Raw genomic sequence first — 16,051 nt, forward strand, 5'->3', positions numbered from 1 at the left:
AAACCTCCTTAGCTGAGATAGCTAAGGAGGTTTCTTTGTTTGTAAAGGGGGCGCGAGGCAGTTATCATGCAGCCTCGCCCGTTTCGCCAGACGTCCTGCTCGTGTGACCAGATGTTCCGCCTACCCCGCCAGATAGCCAGCTCATCCAACCTGACGTCCCCCACTACCGAGTAACTGGATTTTGTACAGCTAGAGCTAGAATTAAGTTGTTTTCAACAAGCTAGACAGATTGTTTTCAATCTTCGCTTCGGTTTTCTTCTGTTCTAACCAGGTTTGAGAGAGCGTGGAAATCTTTTGATCAACTAGACTTTTCTTAATTGATTCCGTTTTGTCCGCAAGGGTAGGTGTGGAAGCCGCTTTATGATCCGTAACCTTAATCACATCGTAACCTGACGCTGTTTGTACGGCTGAGCTCACGCCACCTGTTTCCAAAGCAAATGCTGCCGCTTCAAAAACGGGATCGCCCTGTCCTGCTGAAATATAGCCAAGATCACCGCCTTTATCCTTCGTTGCTGCATCGGTGGAGCTTTCCTTCGCAATAGCCGCGAAATCCCCGCCGCCTTTCAACTTCGCAATGATCGCTTCTGCCTCAGCTTCCGTGGCTACAGAAATATGAGAAGCCTTTACTTGTGCAGGTACTTTTAGCGACTCTAAGTTTTCATCATAATACTTCTTGATCTCATCATCCGTAATGGTAACTTGAGGTTCTAAGATCTTTTTCAACATAACTTGCGATTGCATGTTCTTTTTCAAATCTTCAATGGTCATTCCATAGTTGGTAAGCGCTTGGGTAAACTCATCTTCAGTGCCATAGCTGTCTTTAATCGTTTGAATTTCAGCTGTGATATCAGCGTCCGTGATTTGAACCCCAGCTTTTTTGCTTTCTTGGCTAATTAGCTCTTCAGTAATCATCGAATCCAACGTTTGCGCGCCACCACTTGCAACTAACGCGTCATACAGCTTGGCCGAACTGATTTCAACTCCGTTGACCTTGGCAACGGCTTTAGTAGAAGCAGTCTCACTCTTAGAAACAGGTGGGAAAACGGACACATAAGCGATCAAACCGACCAAAAGCACCGATGATGTCCATATCCATTTGCGATTATTTGTTGAATTCATTTATATTCTTCCTCTCGTGATGTGGCTGTTGTATTGTGCTGTTCTGTATCCCATTATGCCTGTCCAAGCTGAAAAGAGTATGAGTGTAAGCTGAACGCCAGCTTAATACAGATGAGACCGCACAAATACATTGTGTACAAATTAATTGTTGACAAACAATGGCGCGATTGATATGATGTGTTCATAAGATTTGTTTCAAATTAATTTGTGTGAAATTAAAAAAGATATTAATCAGGCGATTGTCCACAAGGAGGAATTCCTATGCATCATAAAGCAATCATTATCGGAACAGGTCCTGCGGGATTAACCGCAGCCATTTATTTAGCAAGAGCGAACATGACACCCCTTGTAATAGAGGGTATACAACCAGGTGGTCAGTTGACTACAACAACAGAAGTAGATAACTTTCCAGGTTTTCCAGATGGGATTACAGGACCTGAGTTAATGGACAATATGCGGAAGCAAGCACTTCGTTTCGGGGCTGCGATTCAGTCTGGACGTGTAAAAGAAGTAGATTTCTCGAAACGTCCATTTACCTTATTCCTCGAGGACGGGGGACAATTGACGGCAGATTCGGTGATCATTTCAACGGGGGCAACAGCTAAGAAACTAGGGATACCTGGCGAGGCTGACAATATAGGCAAAGGGGTAAGTACCTGCGCAACCTGTGACGGATTCTTCTTCCGGAACAAAAAGATCATCGTCATTGGCGGCGGCGACACCGCAATGGAAGAAGCGCAGTTCTTGACGAGATTCGCGTCTGAAGTGCGTGTCGTACATCGTAGAGATGATCTCAAAGCATCGAAAATCATGCAGGATCACGCTCGCGGCAACAACAAAGTAGCTTGGAGCTTGAATCGCACCCCGCTTGAAGTAGTTGCGGGACCAATGGGTGTGACTGGCTTGAAAGTTCATAATAACGCGACAGGTGAAGAAGAATTGCTGGAAGCGGACGGTATTTTCTTAGCAATCGGGCATACCCCGAACACGGGTTTCTTAGGCGGGCAGCTGCCAACGGATGAGCTTGGATACTTGCAAGTAATCCCAGGTACGTCCCAGACATCGATCCCAGGGGTGTTCGCTTGCGGCGATGTACAGGATCGAATCTACCGCCAAGCCATTACTTCAGCGGGCAGCGGATGTATGGCCGCGCTCGATGCCGAACGCTTTATTTCGGAACAACATGCTTCACAAGAACAAGAACTAGTACTTCAAGGAGGAATGAACAATGTCCGTTAAATCAATTTCCGATGCAACCTTTCAAAATGAAACAGCGACAGGTACCGTCCTCGTCGATTTCTGGGCTCCATGGTGTGGCCCTTGTAAAATGATCGCTCCTATCCTAGATGAATTAGCTGCTGAGGTGGGCGAGAGCGCTAAAATTGTGAAAATTAATGTGGATGATAATCCAGAGTCTGCCGTGAAATACAATGTGATGAGTATTCCGACTTTGCTTGTTTTTAAAGACGGGCAATTGGTCGATCAAATGGTTGGTGTACAGAGCAAAGAGAAATTAAAAGCAGTTATTACAGCCGTTTAAGCCGTTTAATCAACTAACTTTAGGAGGCATTTCATATGACACAAACACATGTACAAGAACGCACAGGGGTAGCTACTGTAGGAGGAAATCCAATTACTTTGTTAGGTCCGGAAATTAAAGTAGGGGATAAGGCCCCGGATTTTAAAGTGAATAAGGATCTGATGACGGAAGTGAGCTTAGCGGATTATGCTGGCAAAATAAAGCTTATCTCTGTTGTTCCATCTGTCGATACGGGGACCTGCGATGCCCAGACGCGCCGCTTCAACGTGGAAGCCGACAAACTTGGCGATGACGTCGTTATCTTGACGATTTCAGTGGATCTGCCGTTCGCTCAAAGTCGGTTCTGTGGCGCGGCGGGTATTGATAAAGTGATCACCCTGTCTGACTACAAAAATCGCTCATTCGGCCAAGCTTACGGCGTGCTTATCAAAGAAATTCAGCTAGATCAACGCGCGATTTTCATTGTAGATGCGGATGATACTGTTCGCTACGTGGAGTATTTGACTGAAATGAAGAATCACCCTGATTATGAGGCGGCTCTAAGTGCGTTGAAAGAGTTAGTGTAAGGTAGAAAAAAAGAGCAGCGATCCCTTGTGGGGTTGCTGCTCTTTTGGTTTGTGTTTGCCGCCGTGAAAAGGCTGAAAACGGGCGGATCGTTACCGCCGCGACAGCGCGATCTCGCGGCTGCCCTTGACCATGCCCGCGCCGCAGAGCGGGCACGCCTTCGCCGCGAGTCGTGCCTCCTGCGGCGAAGAGATCCGCGACCAGGCTTTGCAGCCGGTCGCGCTGCACAACCACGCCGCGACCCGCTCGGTCGCGGTCGCGGCAGTTCCAGCCACGGCTCCGCGCGTGGCTGACCGCCCGGCCGCTGCTGCGCTAGCGGCCGCACCGCCACCAGCCGGCTTGCTGCGGCTGGTCACAACGGCTGCGTCCGCGCCAGGGAACGCGGACAACAGGAAGCGGGAAGGCTCCGCCTTCTTCCCGCGATAATACGCCGGCGAGCTGATCAACAGCTCGCCTTTGGCCCGTGTCACGGCGACGTAGGCCAGTCGCCGTTCTTCCTCGAGCGCGGCGTTTCCCTTGTCGCGCCCCGCAACCCCCGCCATTTTGACATCGTCCAAATGGTTGGCATCGAGTGCCGAGCTATGCGGCATATTGCCTTCAATCGCACAGAGCAAGTACACGATCGGGAACTCTAGTCCCTTCGATTTATGAATCGTCATCAGCGAGATTTTATCCGCGAATTGTTCTTTGGGCAGGCGGCTCATTTCGGTGCGTTTTTCCGCCACTTCATGGATAAAATAAAGAAATTGCTCCACCGTATCAAAACGCTTGGCAGAAGACTCTAGCTCGTCCAATGTTTCCTTTAGCATCTCCCGATGCTGCGTAAGCTTGCTGCGCTTGTTAGTCTCTAGGAACGCATCGTAGAAATCCTTACGAATCGCCTGAATAGCTGCAAGCGGCGTCATTTCAACGAGTGTTTTGATTAGACGAATGCGAGCCTTCAGCTTGTCTTTCTGAAAATCCTTCAACTGGGGAAGCCCGAGCAGGTGGATTAAAGGCCACTTTTTCGCCTGAATCGCTTCCTGATCTTGAATAATACGCATGCCTTGGTCTCGTCCAATATATAATGAGGGGAGGACGCCTTCAATGGCTTCGAAATTCCGCCGCTCATGCGCAATCCGCAAATGGTCAATAATTGGCTTCACCATCCACTGCTCGTAGAACGAATCATTGGTGCCATAATCCACAAAAGGGAGGTTATGCAGGATGAGTTGCTCAATAATGGCCCGACTGTTGCTTGCTGTTCGATACAAAATCGCGAAATCCCCATACTGGCTTCCACCCTCGGCCACTTTAAGCCGAATATCACTAATTAACCAATCCGCCTCGTCATCACTATTTGCCGGTTTCACATAATGCGGCTTTTGGGTACTCTCTTTTGTAGCCAGTAATGTTTTTGATTTCCGCTGCACATTATGCTTGATGATGGCATTGCCCAGACCAACAATGCTCGACGTTGACCGATAGTTAATATCTAGCGTAACGGTAGTAGCTGTAGGATACTGCTCATGAAATTGTAAAATAAATTCATTTCTCGCCCCATTGAACGAATAAATCGTTTGGTCATCGTCACCCACAACCATTAGATTCTGATGTGCGGCTGCAATCATTTTAATGATTTCATACTGAACCGTATTCGTATCTTGGAATTCGTCGACGCTGATATACGTGAATTTCCGCTGCATGGACCGTAAAATGTCAGCATTGTGGAGGAGTAGTTGGTACGCTTTGATCAAAATATCATCGAAATCGATCTTCTGTTGCTCCATTTTCCATTGTTCATACTGTAAGAAAATCTTTTTAACTTCCTGCTCCTCTTCCGTGCCTTCCGGGAGATCTTCGACCTCCGTGAGCTGCATCTTATAGGAGGAAAGCAGTGAGATGAGCACCTCAGGCTGATATGTGTCCTGCAAGCCCATACTAAGCATGATCCGCTTGAACACAATTTGCTGAAAACGGCCATCACTCAGAATTTCCTGTTGCAGCCCGTTCATTCGCAGTAATCGCAGGCAAAAGGCATGAAACGTTCGCACCTGCATCACGTTAGCCATACTCGCATGTAGACCTGGCATCGTGGTGAGGCGTTCCCGCATTTCTTCAGCGGCTTTTTTGGAAAATGTAATTAAAAGCAGGTTTACAGGCTGTACCTGATGGACACGGAGTAAATAAGCAACGCGGCACACAAGCACCGTTGTTTTCCCCGAACCAGCGCCAGCCAGCGTGAGCAGGGGGCCTTTATAATGGCGAACTGCCTTGATTTGAGCTTCATTAAGAAGGATACCGTGTTCCTCTAGATCACGGAAAAAATAGCTGTCATTATCCGTATCCGGCACGAGCGCCGTGCTGTTCGTAAGAAGTGCCATTTTCGCATGGGGCACGGGACGATCTGTCGTTGGTTTAAAGCCTAATGGCGTTGTATACATAGGCATGGAATTCATGAGTCGACCACCTGTTTCATAACAATGTTCTTGCAAGACTGAACTACCTATTTTATCACAATTATAGCCGTATGAAAGGAAAAATAGCCGTATGGTTAAATCTTACGCTAAATTGCTGTGGAAACAGTTTAACGAACATGATGCCACAGGTCTTGCTGCGGAATGCGCGTACTACTTTCTGCTCTCCATATTTCCACTGCTGCTGTTTATGATAAGTTTACTGGGGTATTTGCCGTTTTCCTCCGACGATGTGATTGGCTTGCTCAGAGAGTACATTCCGGGTGCGGTAGCAGGATGGTTAGAGGAAACGCTCAGTAATTTATTCAATGTCAAAAGAGGGGGGACCCTTTCCTTCGGATTAATCTTGGCCCTTGTCAGTGCTAGCGCAGCGATGAATGCGATCGTGCGTTCCGTGAATAAGGCGTACGGACTGCCGGCACGCAAAAGCTTCATCCATTCTCGCTTCCTAGCTGTCATGCTTACTTTAGGCATGCTCGTGGTAATCATATCGGCGCTGCTGCTCAGCGTTTTTGGCCATCGGATTGGGGATTGGACGGCGGAGCATGTGCATATTGCTGCTGGACATATTGAACTGTGGAACCACCTGCGATGGATTATTAATTTTGTCATCATATTCATTGTTTTCATCGGTATTTACTACATAGCGCCTAATACCTGCTTAACGTGTAAAAGCGTACTGCCCGGCTCCTTATTTGCAGCCATCGGTTGGCAAGGTACGTCGTTGGGGTTCTCCTTCTATGTTAATAGCTTCACGAACTATAGCGCGACTTATGGCAGTATCGGCGGGGTAATCGTGCTGATGACCTGGTTTTACATTTCTGCGCTTATCATCATTATCGGTGGCGAAATTAATGCTTTGCGACATGTGAAAAATATTAATATGGCGAATGCTGCGACGCTGGATACGACGAAAAAGAACCGACTCTGAGATCTTCAGAAATCGGTTCTTTTTCTACTTACCAGCTCAAAACGCCGCCTTCCAACCGCTTAACGCCGCGAATTTTGCCAAGCTGCTCCGCTAGGCGGAACAGCGCCAAATCCTTCACTTTCGCTTCTATCATGACGTCAACGCGAGGAAGATCGATCTCTTTGCAGCTTTTCAGAAAAGCAGTCAACATCTCTGGCTCGATGTAGTCAGCATGAGAACGGAATTCCTTCTCGCTTTTGGGTGAAGAGACATGAATCTTCATCGGCAGATCGCCCCATGTTTGTGCAATCTGGGGAAGCAGCTCGATGGGAGATAGAGCCGAGGGATTGCACCAGTCATGGTGTAAGTCCAGCATGCATGGGCGCTGCAGCTTCTGGCTAACGGCGAGTGTCTCTTCTAAGGTGTACGTTTTGTCATCATTCTCGAACGTCAACCGTTTCATGGCATGCTCGGGCACCTTCGGTGCGTTGTCGAAGAGCTTCTGCGTCGCAGCTTCTTTATCGCCATACACACCGCCGACGTGAATGTTAATGATGCCGGCTTCGTCCATTCCCATGCCATCTAAAATGGCTGCATGATAATTCAGGTCATCAATGGCCGCATCGACCACTTTATCGCTTCCGTTCAGCAACGTGAACTGGTTAGGGTGCATGCTGAGCCGAATATCGTGCTCCTTGGCGAAGTCACCGAGCTTGCGGAGCTCATCCGCATACTCCGCGGCAATATCAATCCGCACATCCGGATGTGTAGCCAGTGGGATCAGCGCGGATGACAACCTAAACAATCGAATGCCGTGAGCAGCATTGTAGTAAAGGATGCGCTGTGTGGCTTGGAGGTTTTTGCGGCCAACGTCAATAGCCCGCTGCATGGCCTCCTCGCGCGGCCGCTCCGAAAAAAGCTTGTATGTAAACGTCGAGCTAGGTGTGTTATTAAAAATCGCCATTGCGGTTGAAACAAATCCAAGTCGAATAATCACGCCGTGCGCCCTCCGTTGCTCGTTAGTTAAGGATTACTCTAGTGTACCCCTTTTTCTAGCTAGCTTTCTCACAAATTTTCATCTTGGTGCCAACAGGAAGCAAACAGGCTCGAACAGGACTGGAAACAGGACGTAAAAACCTCCCATTCCACAGGACAAGGGTGGAAGGGAGGCTTAATGGTCTATACTACGTAGGCAGTTTAGCTATAGTAACTTTTCAACTAGTCAGAACAGACGAAACTCGCACATGAGAGGTCAATAAAGGCACTCTCAGCCACGCATCAGCACCAAACTCACTCTGAGAGGTCCAAAGTTGCAGTCTCATCAACCAAACTAGTCAGAATAGACGGAAACTCTCACGCGAGCGGTCGATTATTGCAGTCTCAGCGACGCCTCAGCACCAAACTTGCTCCGAGCGGTCGAAAGTAGCCTTCTCAGCAATCCAACTAGTTTGAAATGACGAAACTCCCACATGAGCGGTCGATACTTGCAGTCTCAGCAAGGCATCAGCACCAAACTCGCTCCGAGCGGTCGAAAATGGCTTTCTCAGGTCCCTAAACCCGCTCAACCTTCAACAAGTTGGTCGTACCGGACTTCCCAACTGGAATACCAGCGGACACGACGGTGAGGTCGCCCTTTTTTACATAGCCAAGCGTCTCGGCTTTGTCGATGGCAACACGAATCATCGCATCCGTCGATTCGCAGAACTCGCCAAGAACAGGGATAACACCCTGCACCATGCTCAATTGGCTGATCGCGTGCTGGCTGTTCGTCACTGCGATAATCGGTGCTTCTGGGCGATATTTCGCGATCATGCGCGCTGTGAAGCCTGTCTCAGTCGGCGTCAAAATTGCCGCTGCATGCAGCTTGTTCGCTGAAGATACGACAGCTTGGCACAATACTTCGGTGATTTCGTTGTTGGACTGCAGCTGTGCATCCACCAGGGAGCTGCGCACCATTGTTTGCTCAACGCGCTCAGCAATCGTCGCCATCATCGTCACTGACTCGATTGGATATTTCCCAGCTGCCGTCTCGCCGGAAAGCATGACAACGTCACTGCCATCAAGCACAGCGTTGGCTACGTCACTCACTTCAGCGCGAGTAGGACGCGGGTTGCGCTGCATGGAATCCAGCATTTGCGTAGCTGTGATAACAGGCTTACCTGCTAAGTTACATGCGCGGATCATATCTTTTTGTGCAATTGGAACTTCTTCTGTCGGAATTTCAACACCAAGGTCACCACGGGCAACCATGATGCCGTCGGAAGCTTCCAAGATGGAAGCGAAGTTCGTCATGCCTTCTTCGTTCTCGATTTTGGAGATAATCGGTGTCAAACCAGCACCGTGTTGCTCAAGAAGAGCGCGAACCTCACGAACATCGTTTCCGTTACGAACGAAGGACATCGCGACGATGGAAATATTCTCTTCTACGCCGAATTTAATATGCATGACATCGCGCTCCGTCACACCCGGCAAGGACGTGCGCACGCCCGGCAAGTTAACACCCTTGCGCTGTTTTAGCTGAGCAGGGTTCAAGACGCTGCAAGTCACTTCTGTGCCGTCGATCATTTCGACACGCAGCTCGATGGAGCCATCGTCGATTAGCACGAGGTTGCCCGGCTTAACATCTTGCGGCAAGCCTGGGTAGTTCACGGATACGCGGCTGGAGTCGCCGATAATTTGTTCGGTCGTCAAGACGATGCGATCGCCCGTTTGCAAATCATAGGAAGCATCTTTCAATTGACCGATGCGAATTTCAGGGCCTTTAATATCCATCAGAATCGGGATGATAACACCCATTTCTTGCGCTGCTTGGCGCACACGCTGGATACGACCGCGGTGCTCATCCAAATCGCCGTGAGCCATATTTAATCGAGCAACGCTCATACCAGAGCGAATTAATTCTTTCAAGGTAGGAACGGAATCGCAGGCTGGACCCATTGTACAAATGATTTTCGTTTTACGCATCGTGAAGGACTTCCTTTCGAATGTAAGAGATTAGTTGGCTTCATTATATGCCTTATTGATGCGAGTTTCTATGAACTATAGTATGATATATGCAATATAGTACGATAGAGGGGTGCCGAGTCATCTATGCAGCTAACAGACTTTGACTATCATAAAAGCAGTTCATGGAACGAGGATCAGCCCAATATCCACCAAGATTGGACGTTTATTTTTGTGATCTATGGCCGCTGTGTGTATTGGATCAACGAGAAAAAACAAGTATTAGACAAAGGGCATTGGCTGCTCATTCCGGGAGACACACCCTATTATGGGCGAAGTGTGCCTACAAAAATTCATGAGAAATTCGTACTGCACCTGGATGCACAAGCAGCCTCTCACATCTTTCCTCTACTTCAACAAACGTCGCACACCTGCCGTCAGACGGGGAAGTTCGATATTATCGCAGATCGGCTGCGGTTGATTCATCGTGGATGGCAAGATAAACAGCCCTATTACATAGCGCTGTGTGAAGCGCATCTGCAAGAGTTGTTTGTGTACCTCCAACGAGAGTGTGATCAGGCCGCTACAACCTCAGCAACGTCACTTCTCGTGGAGCAAATGAAGGGGTACATCCAGAATCATTACCGCGAACATGTGACTAAAGACGAGTTAGGCCTCTGCATCAGCCGGTCACCGAATTATGCAGCCTCCCTTTTTCGCCAGGTTACGGGTCAGACGATCAGTGAATTTGTGCACGTCACAAGGATTAAAACTGCCGTCTATATGCTGCGCCATTCGGCCCTGACTGTAACCGAAATAGCCGAATTTATCGGCTATAACGATCCGTCTTATTTTTACCGTGTATTTCGGAGAATGACAGGATTGGTGCCGACTGAGCTAGTCTCAGATCGTGAAACGATTCGAAAATAATTACATCGTTCCGCCGCCCAGTCGAATGTTTGCTGGAATTTGTTCAGGACCTTTGTTGATATTGTCGTAAATAAATGTACTAACGCTAGCTTCATCAAATTTGGTAAGTGACATCGTTTTCGTCCAAGCGGTAACGACAACCTCTTGATCAGCAGGCACATCCACATTAGGAACAGCGAGCACCCCAGCACCAGCCGTCTTAAAATGGGTCAAGTACTCAAGGCGGTCAAGCAGCTCTTTCGGTGCGTCGGGATGGTAATGGATGATAATATCCCCATGCTCCAGGTTGTGGACAAGCATTTCGTAACCAGGGCGCTCCTTATAGAAGCCGAACTTCAAATCGTGGGGACTATGTGTGCCTGAAGTAGGGATTTTCATCTCGTACATCAAGGTACCATCTTTGTGATCGCGTCCGTAGTCCTTATCTGTCGTGACCTGAATGTTGGCATGTAGATTTAGCTTGTCTAGACTATATTTGCCGGCGGAGCTCTGAATGAGTGAAGTGCCCATACTGCCGATAGCAACAATGAGCAGGGCATGTGAAATCAGTTGCCAGGTCTTATGTTTCTTTTTCAAAGCTTGCTTTTCGGCCTTCTTCAACCGAGAGGTGTTGTCTTTGTTAATGCGTGCTGCGAGCACATAGCCAATGATAGCGGCAATAAGTAAAGCTAGTCCGATATAGAGCAATATGGTCATCGTTTCAATCCCCTTCTGCGTCGTGGAATGATCCATCCTGGATAAGTTCCTGTATTGAAAAAAAATGAAGACACTACAAATTGTAGTTTTTATTTGGGGTAGAAGTCAACTTCTAATCTAATCCTGATTTTGGCATCTAAAATAGAGGGTAAACAAGCATCCTTGTTGAATAGTGTAGGAAAATGTCTCATTTTGTAGAAGTTATCTAGGGGGAGTAAGGATGTCGGAGCAACTGCTCGAATTAAACAGAAGAAATAGCTTAATGGTTAAGCTTTTATGGGCGTGTCTTGCACTGGGGGTCGCGGCTGCGTACACATCAGCTACGATGATGATAACCCTTTCATCGGTTGGCGTGCCAATTGCCATTATATGTACAATTCTAACTTGGAAAAGGGTTGCAATTCCCTATACGAAGTATATTATTGCGGTTGGACTTAGTGTGATTTCCTATTTTTTCATGTCGAATAGTGCGTCGTTATTTGGTCTTTTTATACTGTACCTTAGCTTAGCACTCATTTCTTTATATATGGATTACAAACCGCTTGTGCTGAATGGTGTCATCGGACTCATTAATATGAATGTTTACATAACGTCTCTTACTCCGCATGTGGACCCGATTGGAGTCAATGCTTTCTACCTCCTTACGATTATGACACTCATCGGTCAAAGTCAGATTGGGACCAGAATGTTAACGAACGTCGCGAGAAGCGCGAAGGAATCAGATAATTCTAAGATCAAGACGGATGAAGTACTGGCAGGTGTACGTACGACGACAGAAGTTCTAGGTACATCTAGTGGAAACCTACAAGAGAACGCCGCTGTAACTGGCAGAATTACGGAGGAAGTGGTTGCCGCTTTTCAGGAGATTACGATAGGTATTGAATCACAGGCATCCAGTATTAACGATATTACAACCGCCATTCAAAACGTGAATGAAACGGTTGAACAGACGACCGCGGCGTCAAATACGATGAGCAGCAGATCGCGAGATACGGCGAGAATGACGAATGAAGGCAAGACACAGATGCAGGATTTGTCACTCAAAATCAATGATATTACCCTGATCGTGACAGAAACCGCCGATATCATGAATGAAGTGAACGAAGAAAATGTGAAAATTGAGAACATCGTTTCCACGATCGCAGACATCGCTAACCAAACGAATCTATTGTCGCTGAACGCTTCCATCGAAGCAGCTCGCGCAGGCGAACATGGGAAAGGTTTCTCCGTAGTTGCAAACGAAATTCGGAAGTTGGCTCAGAACGCCCACATCGCATCGACCGATATCTCGGAGATTCTCGGCTCCATTCAGACGAAAGTCGTGACAGCGGTTGAGAAGGTTGCCGTAGGGATTAAAGCTGTAGAGTCGGGGAAAAAATCGACAGATAATGTAAACCAATTGTTCGAGGTTATCAACACGAATACAGCGGAAGTCATGGAGCAAGCTGGGCATTTGCAGCGCATGAATCAACAGTTGCAGATCTCTTCGCAACACGTCGCGGAAGAAATGACATCTGTTGCAGCGATTACCGAAGAGTCTGCGGCATCCGTTCAAGAAGTGTTGGCGAGCGCCGAAGTGCAGCAGCATCGCGTACAGGATATCGTAGACAGCATCCGTCAATTGAACGGATTAACGCAGGATCTCAAGCATTTGATTGAGAAATAAGCAGTGTGCGATAATCCCATGGAAAAAAAAGGATTGCCAAAAAGCGGCTAATCCGCTACAGTTAAGCCAAATGAATAGCAACACGGGTGCTTGATGAAGTCAGGCTGAGATAGTGGCCCTATGCCACTGACCGTTAATCTGATCTGGATAATGCCAGCGTAGAGACCTTATGTGCTTTTTTTGCACGAATGTTCAAGCCTGCCGTTAATCCGGTGGGCTTTTTTTGTCCTTTCGGGGGCAATGAAGACATACATCCAAGGTTGGCGTGTTCGCCTATCTCATTGACAAATAGGAATTGAGAAAAGGAGTCGAGTAGAAGATGGCGCAAAAGGAAGCAAGTAAACAAGGGTTGAAGCTGACCGATATTTTGATCACGATTGTGATCTCGGCAGTGTTCGGTGTGATTTATCGGATTTGGGGACCATTTTACGACCTGATGAAGCCGCTGGGCTTGCATGCAGAGCAGTTAAGTTATGGCATGTGGTTCATGGCCGCGACATTTGCTTTCCTCGTCATTCGCAAACCAGGGGTTGCTTTACTGGCAGAAGTGGCGGCTGCCACGATTGAGGCCCTCTATGGCGGTCATTGGGGAGTGGCGACGCTAGTGTTCGGTGTGCTTCAAGGGCTTGGAGCAGAGCTGGTATTTGCTGCATTCCGCTATCGCCGTACGACTGTAGGAGTAACGATTCTCGCATCTTTCGCATCAGCCATCATGTCTATCTTCGTGGATACTTACTATGGCTATATGGAGCAGCTAACCTTTTGGAATTACATGTTATTCATCAGCTTGCGATTGTTGGGCAGCGCTTTGATCGCAGGTGTGTTCGCCTACTATTTGACGAGCGCTTTGTCTCGCACGGGTGTACTGAATCTAATTCGCCCCGTTTCCAAAAAAGATTACGATGTATTGGGGTAAAAAGATGAGCGAAGGAATGAGCGTTACGAATCTACGGTTAAAATATCCCGGCGATGACGCCCCCCTGATCTTTCAGGGGGTTTCCTTTTACATCAAACCTGGTGAAAAGGTGCTGCTCCTTGGACCTAGCGGCAGCGGCAAATCGACGCTGCTTCAGGTATTGAGTGGCATTGTCCCGGACATGATTGAGCTTCCGCTCAAAGTGGATGAGATTCACAGACCTGACCGATGGGGCTATGTGTTTCAAGATCCGGATACGCAGTTCTGCATGCCATACGTCGACGAAGAAATCGCGTTTGTGCTGGAAAATCAGGAAGTGCCGCGGGAGGAGATGCCTGCGCGCATTCGCCATTATTTAAACCTTGTTGGGTTACATTTACCGGATGCACACACGCTGATCAGTACGCTGTCACAAGGAATGAAGCAGCGATTGGCCATTGCCAGTGTGCTAGCGCTAGAGCCAGAGGTGCTCTTTCTCGATGAGCCTACGGCTTTGTTGGATGATGAGGGTACGAAGCAAGTCTGGGATACGATTCGCTTGATAAGCGAGAACAAAACCCTGCTCATCGTAGAGCACAAAATTAGCGGCATGCTGGATTTGCTCGATCGGTTGATCATTCTGACACCAGAAGGAAAAGTATTGGCAGATGGACCTCCGCTTACGATGTTTGAAGCTTATAAAGAGCAAATAAGGGAATACGGCATCTGGTATCCCGAGGTATGGGAAGATTACGCCATGGAGAATGTGCAGGTAGATCAGGGTGCTGGGACGCCGAGTGAAGCACGAGAAGTCGTAAATCCCATGGAGCCTGTTATGGTTTTCCGGGATTTCGTCGGGCTTCGCGGCGGAGAGATCAAGACCTCTGTGGATAACTTCAGCGTATATCCAGGCGAATGGATCACCGTTGTCGGTGCCAATGGTGCAGGCAAAAGTTCGCTCCTCCTCGCGATTATGCGGCTTATCCCAACCCGCGGTAGCTGTGACATCGCGGCCGTGAAGGGCAACAAAGTCGAGCAGCTTGCGGAGCAAGTCGGCTTTGTGTTTCAGAACCCGGAGTTCCAGTTCGTCACGAACTCCGTGCAGGAAGAGCTGACCTATGGCTTGCCAGAGGGTCAGTCAAAGGGCCAGAGGGCAGCTGCTGAGCGGCTGCTCCGCGAATACGACCTGCTCGCGCTGCGCGAGCAACACCCGTTCCAGCTCTCGCTGGGCCAGAAGCGCAGGCTCAGTGTGGCTTCGGCGATGGTTCGCCGGCCACGCATCCTGCTGCTGGATGAGCCCACCTTCGGGCTCGATGCGCGCGGCACGATGCGCATGCTTGAGGGGCTGGAGCGGCTGCGCACCAGCGGAACCGTGATCGTGATGGTCACGCACGATCACGAGATCGTCCAGCGCTGGGCCACCCGCACCTGGCAGGTTGATGCGGGGCGCGTGACGGAGGTCGCGTCATCGTCCGCTCTAACCGACGTGCACGCTGACACGGGAGGTGAACCGCTGCTATGCAAATAACGTTCAGCTTTCGGGAGACGTGGCTGCATCGGGTGAACCCCGGGGTGAAGCTCATTTTATCGATTGGGCTATTCATCGTGGTCATCTTCACCCATAACATCAATATGATGCTGTTTCTGACAATCGGTGCGATGCTTCCGCTAGCGTTGCTCTCCGGGCATCCGGCTAAGCGCTTACTGCTGTATACGTCGCCGTTCTTGCTTCTATTCATCTCATCCTCACTGGGGATGATGATGTTCGGTACAGGTGAGACGTTGTGGTATCACCTTGGGATTATACGAATCACGGAGGAGAGCTTCTACCGCGGCATACATCTTGGTTTACGCGGTATGCAGGTAGCCTCCGTTGGCTTGCTGTTCAGCTTGACCACTAGGCCTGTCGCGTTGTTCTACGCGATGATGCAGCAGTGGAAGGTCGCGCCGAAGTACGCGTACAGCTTCTTGGCAGCGCTGCGCATGCTGCCCGTCATCCTTGAGGAGTTGCAGACGCTTCGCTATGCGCTCAAGGTTAGGGGCAAACCCAAGCGCCAGAATCCGCTCACTGGCTGGTACACCACGATGCGGTTGATTGCGATTCCGCTGCTAGCTCAAAGCATTCGCCGTGCCCATCGGACGGCGGTGGCGATGGAAGCGAAGCGTTTTTCGATGAGTCGCCAACGAACTTATTATTATGTATCCTCCTACTCCAAGGTAGATATCTATTACATACTCTACTGGATTGTGCTCATCGCAGCGGCTTACTGGCTAGCCGTGACTTGGCCGATTTTGAACAGTGTAGATGTGCGATAGGCTGCCTTGTCATAGA

The 16,051-nt window shown here is 48.9% G+C and carries 14 protein-coding genes and 1 riboswitch; of the genes, 9 read left to right on the forward strand and 5 right to left on the reverse strand.

The window, feature by feature from the left end; translation table 11 throughout:
* Positions 1-201: 201 nt before the first annotated feature.
* Positions 202-1,119: a peptidyl-prolyl cis-trans isomerase gene (locus AC58QT_RS29440; protein WP_497412079.1), complete on the reverse strand. Its 918-nt coding sequence runs from the start codon at positions 1,117-1,119 to the stop codon at positions 202-204.
* A 261-nt stretch (positions 1,120-1,380) separates the two neighbouring features.
* Between AC58QT_RS29440 and trxB the strand changes: the two genes are divergently transcribed.
* The 3 genes from trxB to tpx are packed head-to-tail and all read left to right on the forward strand — an operon-like array spanning position 1,381 to position 3,225.
* Positions 1,381-2,358, forward strand: coding sequence for a thioredoxin-disulfide reductase (gene trxB, locus AC58QT_RS29445; RefSeq protein ID WP_497412080.1), 978 nt, complete (start codon positions 1,381-1,383; stop codon positions 2,356-2,358).
* A complete protein-coding gene (gene trxA / locus AC58QT_RS29450; RefSeq protein WP_497412081.1) occupies positions 2,348-2,659 on the forward strand; it encodes a thioredoxin in 312 nt (103 codons plus the stop codon). The genes trxB and trxA overlap by 11 nt, the downstream gene beginning before the upstream one ends.
* 35 nt (positions 2,660-2,694) lie before the next feature.
* Positions 2,695-3,225, forward strand: coding sequence for a thiol peroxidase (gene tpx, locus AC58QT_RS29455; RefSeq protein ID WP_310501674.1), 531 nt, complete (start codon positions 2,695-2,697; stop codon positions 3,223-3,225).
* Between the two features lie 90 nt (positions 3,226-3,315).
* Here the strand turns inward: tpx and AC58QT_RS29460 are convergent, their stop codons facing one another.
* On the reverse strand, positions 3,316-5,661 hold the full coding sequence (locus AC58QT_RS29460) for a UvrD-helicase domain-containing protein (RefSeq protein WP_497412082.1): 2,346 nt from the start codon (positions 5,659-5,661) through the stop codon (positions 3,316-3,318).
* A gap of 91 nt (positions 5,662-5,752) precedes the next feature.
* On the opposite strand from AC58QT_RS29460, the gene AC58QT_RS29465 reads away from it, so the two are divergent.
* Positions 5,753-6,610, forward strand: a complete 858-nt coding sequence (locus AC58QT_RS29465) for a YihY/virulence factor BrkB family protein (RefSeq protein WP_497412083.1) — start codon at positions 5,753-5,755, stop codon at positions 6,608-6,610.
* Positions 6,611-6,638: 28 nt separating this feature from the next.
* Here AC58QT_RS29465 and uvsE read toward each other — a convergent pair whose 3' ends face one another.
* On the reverse strand, positions 6,639-7,586 hold the full coding sequence (gene uvsE, locus AC58QT_RS29470; RefSeq protein ID WP_497412084.1) for a UV DNA damage repair endonuclease UvsE: 948 nt from the start codon (positions 7,584-7,586) through the stop codon (positions 6,639-6,641).
* Positions 7,587-8,140: 554 nt separating this feature from the next.
* Positions 8,141-9,553: a pyruvate kinase gene (pyk, locus tag AC58QT_RS29475; RefSeq protein WP_497412085.1), complete on the reverse strand. Its 1,413-nt coding sequence runs from the start codon at positions 9,551-9,553 to the stop codon at positions 8,141-8,143.
* Between the two features lie 126 nt (positions 9,554-9,679).
* On the opposite strand from pyk, the gene AC58QT_RS29480 reads away from it, so the two are divergent.
* On the forward strand, positions 9,680-10,462 hold the full coding sequence (locus tag AC58QT_RS29480) for a helix-turn-helix transcriptional regulator (protein ID WP_497412086.1): 783 nt from the start codon (positions 9,680-9,682) through the stop codon (positions 10,460-10,462).
* On the opposite strand, the gene AC58QT_RS29485 is transcribed toward AC58QT_RS29480, so the two are convergent.
* Complete coding sequence (locus AC58QT_RS29485; RefSeq protein ID WP_497412087.1) at positions 10,463-11,194, reverse strand: DUF3105 domain-containing protein; 732 nt, start codon at positions 11,192-11,194, stop codon at positions 10,463-10,465.
* A gap of 184 nt (positions 11,195-11,378) precedes the next feature.
* Here AC58QT_RS29485 and AC58QT_RS29490 point away from each other — a divergent pair, with 184 nt between their 5' ends.
* From AC58QT_RS29490 to AC58QT_RS29505, 4 genes are all read left to right on the forward strand, one after another.
* On the forward strand, positions 11,379-12,824 hold the full coding sequence (locus tag AC58QT_RS29490; protein WP_497412088.1) for a methyl-accepting chemotaxis protein: 1,446 nt from the start codon (positions 11,379-11,381) through the stop codon (positions 12,822-12,824).
* Between the two features lie 72 nt (positions 12,825-12,896).
* Positions 12,897-13,007, forward strand: a riboswitch (TPP riboswitch).
* A 136-nt stretch (positions 13,008-13,143) separates the two neighbouring features.
* Complete coding sequence (locus tag AC58QT_RS29495) at positions 13,144-13,740, forward strand: ECF transporter S component (RefSeq protein WP_310501682.1); 597 nt, start codon at positions 13,144-13,146, stop codon at positions 13,738-13,740.
* 4 nt (positions 13,741-13,744) lie between these two features.
* Positions 13,745-15,247: an ABC transporter ATP-binding protein gene (locus AC58QT_RS29500; protein ID WP_497412089.1), complete on the forward strand. Its 1,503-nt coding sequence runs from the start codon at positions 13,745-13,747 to the stop codon at positions 15,245-15,247.
* Positions 15,238-16,035 carry an energy-coupling factor transporter transmembrane component T family protein gene (locus AC58QT_RS29505; RefSeq protein ID WP_497412090.1) on the forward strand — a complete coding sequence of 266 codons (798 nt, stop codon included), beginning with the start codon at positions 15,238-15,240 and terminating at the stop codon, positions 16,033-16,035. The genes AC58QT_RS29500 and AC58QT_RS29505 overlap by 10 nt, the downstream gene beginning before the upstream one ends.
* The last annotated feature ends 16 nt before the right edge of the window (positions 16,036-16,051 follow it).

Source organism: Paenibacillus sp. J31R109, assembly GCF_059692055.1.

Coding starts and splice junctions, on each gene's coding strand:
- AC58QT_RS29440 (WP_497412079.1), bottom strand. CDS start 1,119: ATGAATTCAACAAATAATCGCAAATGGATATGGACATCATCGGTGCTT.
- trxB (WP_497412080.1), top strand. CDS start 1,381: ATGCATCATAAAGCAATCATTATCGGAACAGGTCCTGCGGGATTAACC.
- trxA (WP_497412081.1), top strand. CDS start 2,348: ATGTCCGTTAAATCAATTTCCGATGCAACCTTTCAAAATGAAACAGCG.
- tpx (WP_310501674.1), top strand. CDS start 2,695: ATGACACAAACACATGTACAAGAACGCACAGGGGTAGCTACTGTAGGA.
- AC58QT_RS29460 (WP_497412082.1), bottom strand. CDS start 5,661: ATGAATTCCATGCCTATGTATACAACGCCATTAGGCTTTAAACCAACG.
- AC58QT_RS29465 (WP_497412083.1), top strand. CDS start 5,753: ATGGTTAAATCTTACGCTAAATTGCTGTGGAAACAGTTTAACGAACAT.
- pyk (WP_497412085.1), bottom strand. CDS start 9,553: ATGCGTAAAACGAAAATCATTTGTACAATGGGTCCAGCCTGCGATTCC.
- AC58QT_RS29480 (WP_497412086.1), top strand. CDS start 9,680: ATGCAGCTAACAGACTTTGACTATCATAAAAGCAGTTCATGGAACGAG.
- AC58QT_RS29485 (WP_497412087.1), bottom strand. CDS start 11,194: ATGGATCATTCCACGACGCAGAAGGGGATTGAAACGATGACCATATTG.
- AC58QT_RS29490 (WP_497412088.1), top strand. CDS start 11,379: ATGTCGGAGCAACTGCTCGAATTAAACAGAAGAAATAGCTTAATGGTT.
- AC58QT_RS29495 (WP_310501682.1), top strand. CDS start 13,144: ATGGCGCAAAAGGAAGCAAGTAAACAAGGGTTGAAGCTGACCGATATT.
- AC58QT_RS29500 (WP_497412089.1), top strand. CDS start 13,745: ATGAGCGAAGGAATGAGCGTTACGAATCTACGGTTAAAATATCCCGGC.
- AC58QT_RS29505 (WP_497412090.1), top strand. CDS start 15,238: ATGCAAATAACGTTCAGCTTTCGGGAGACGTGGCTGCATCGGGTGAAC.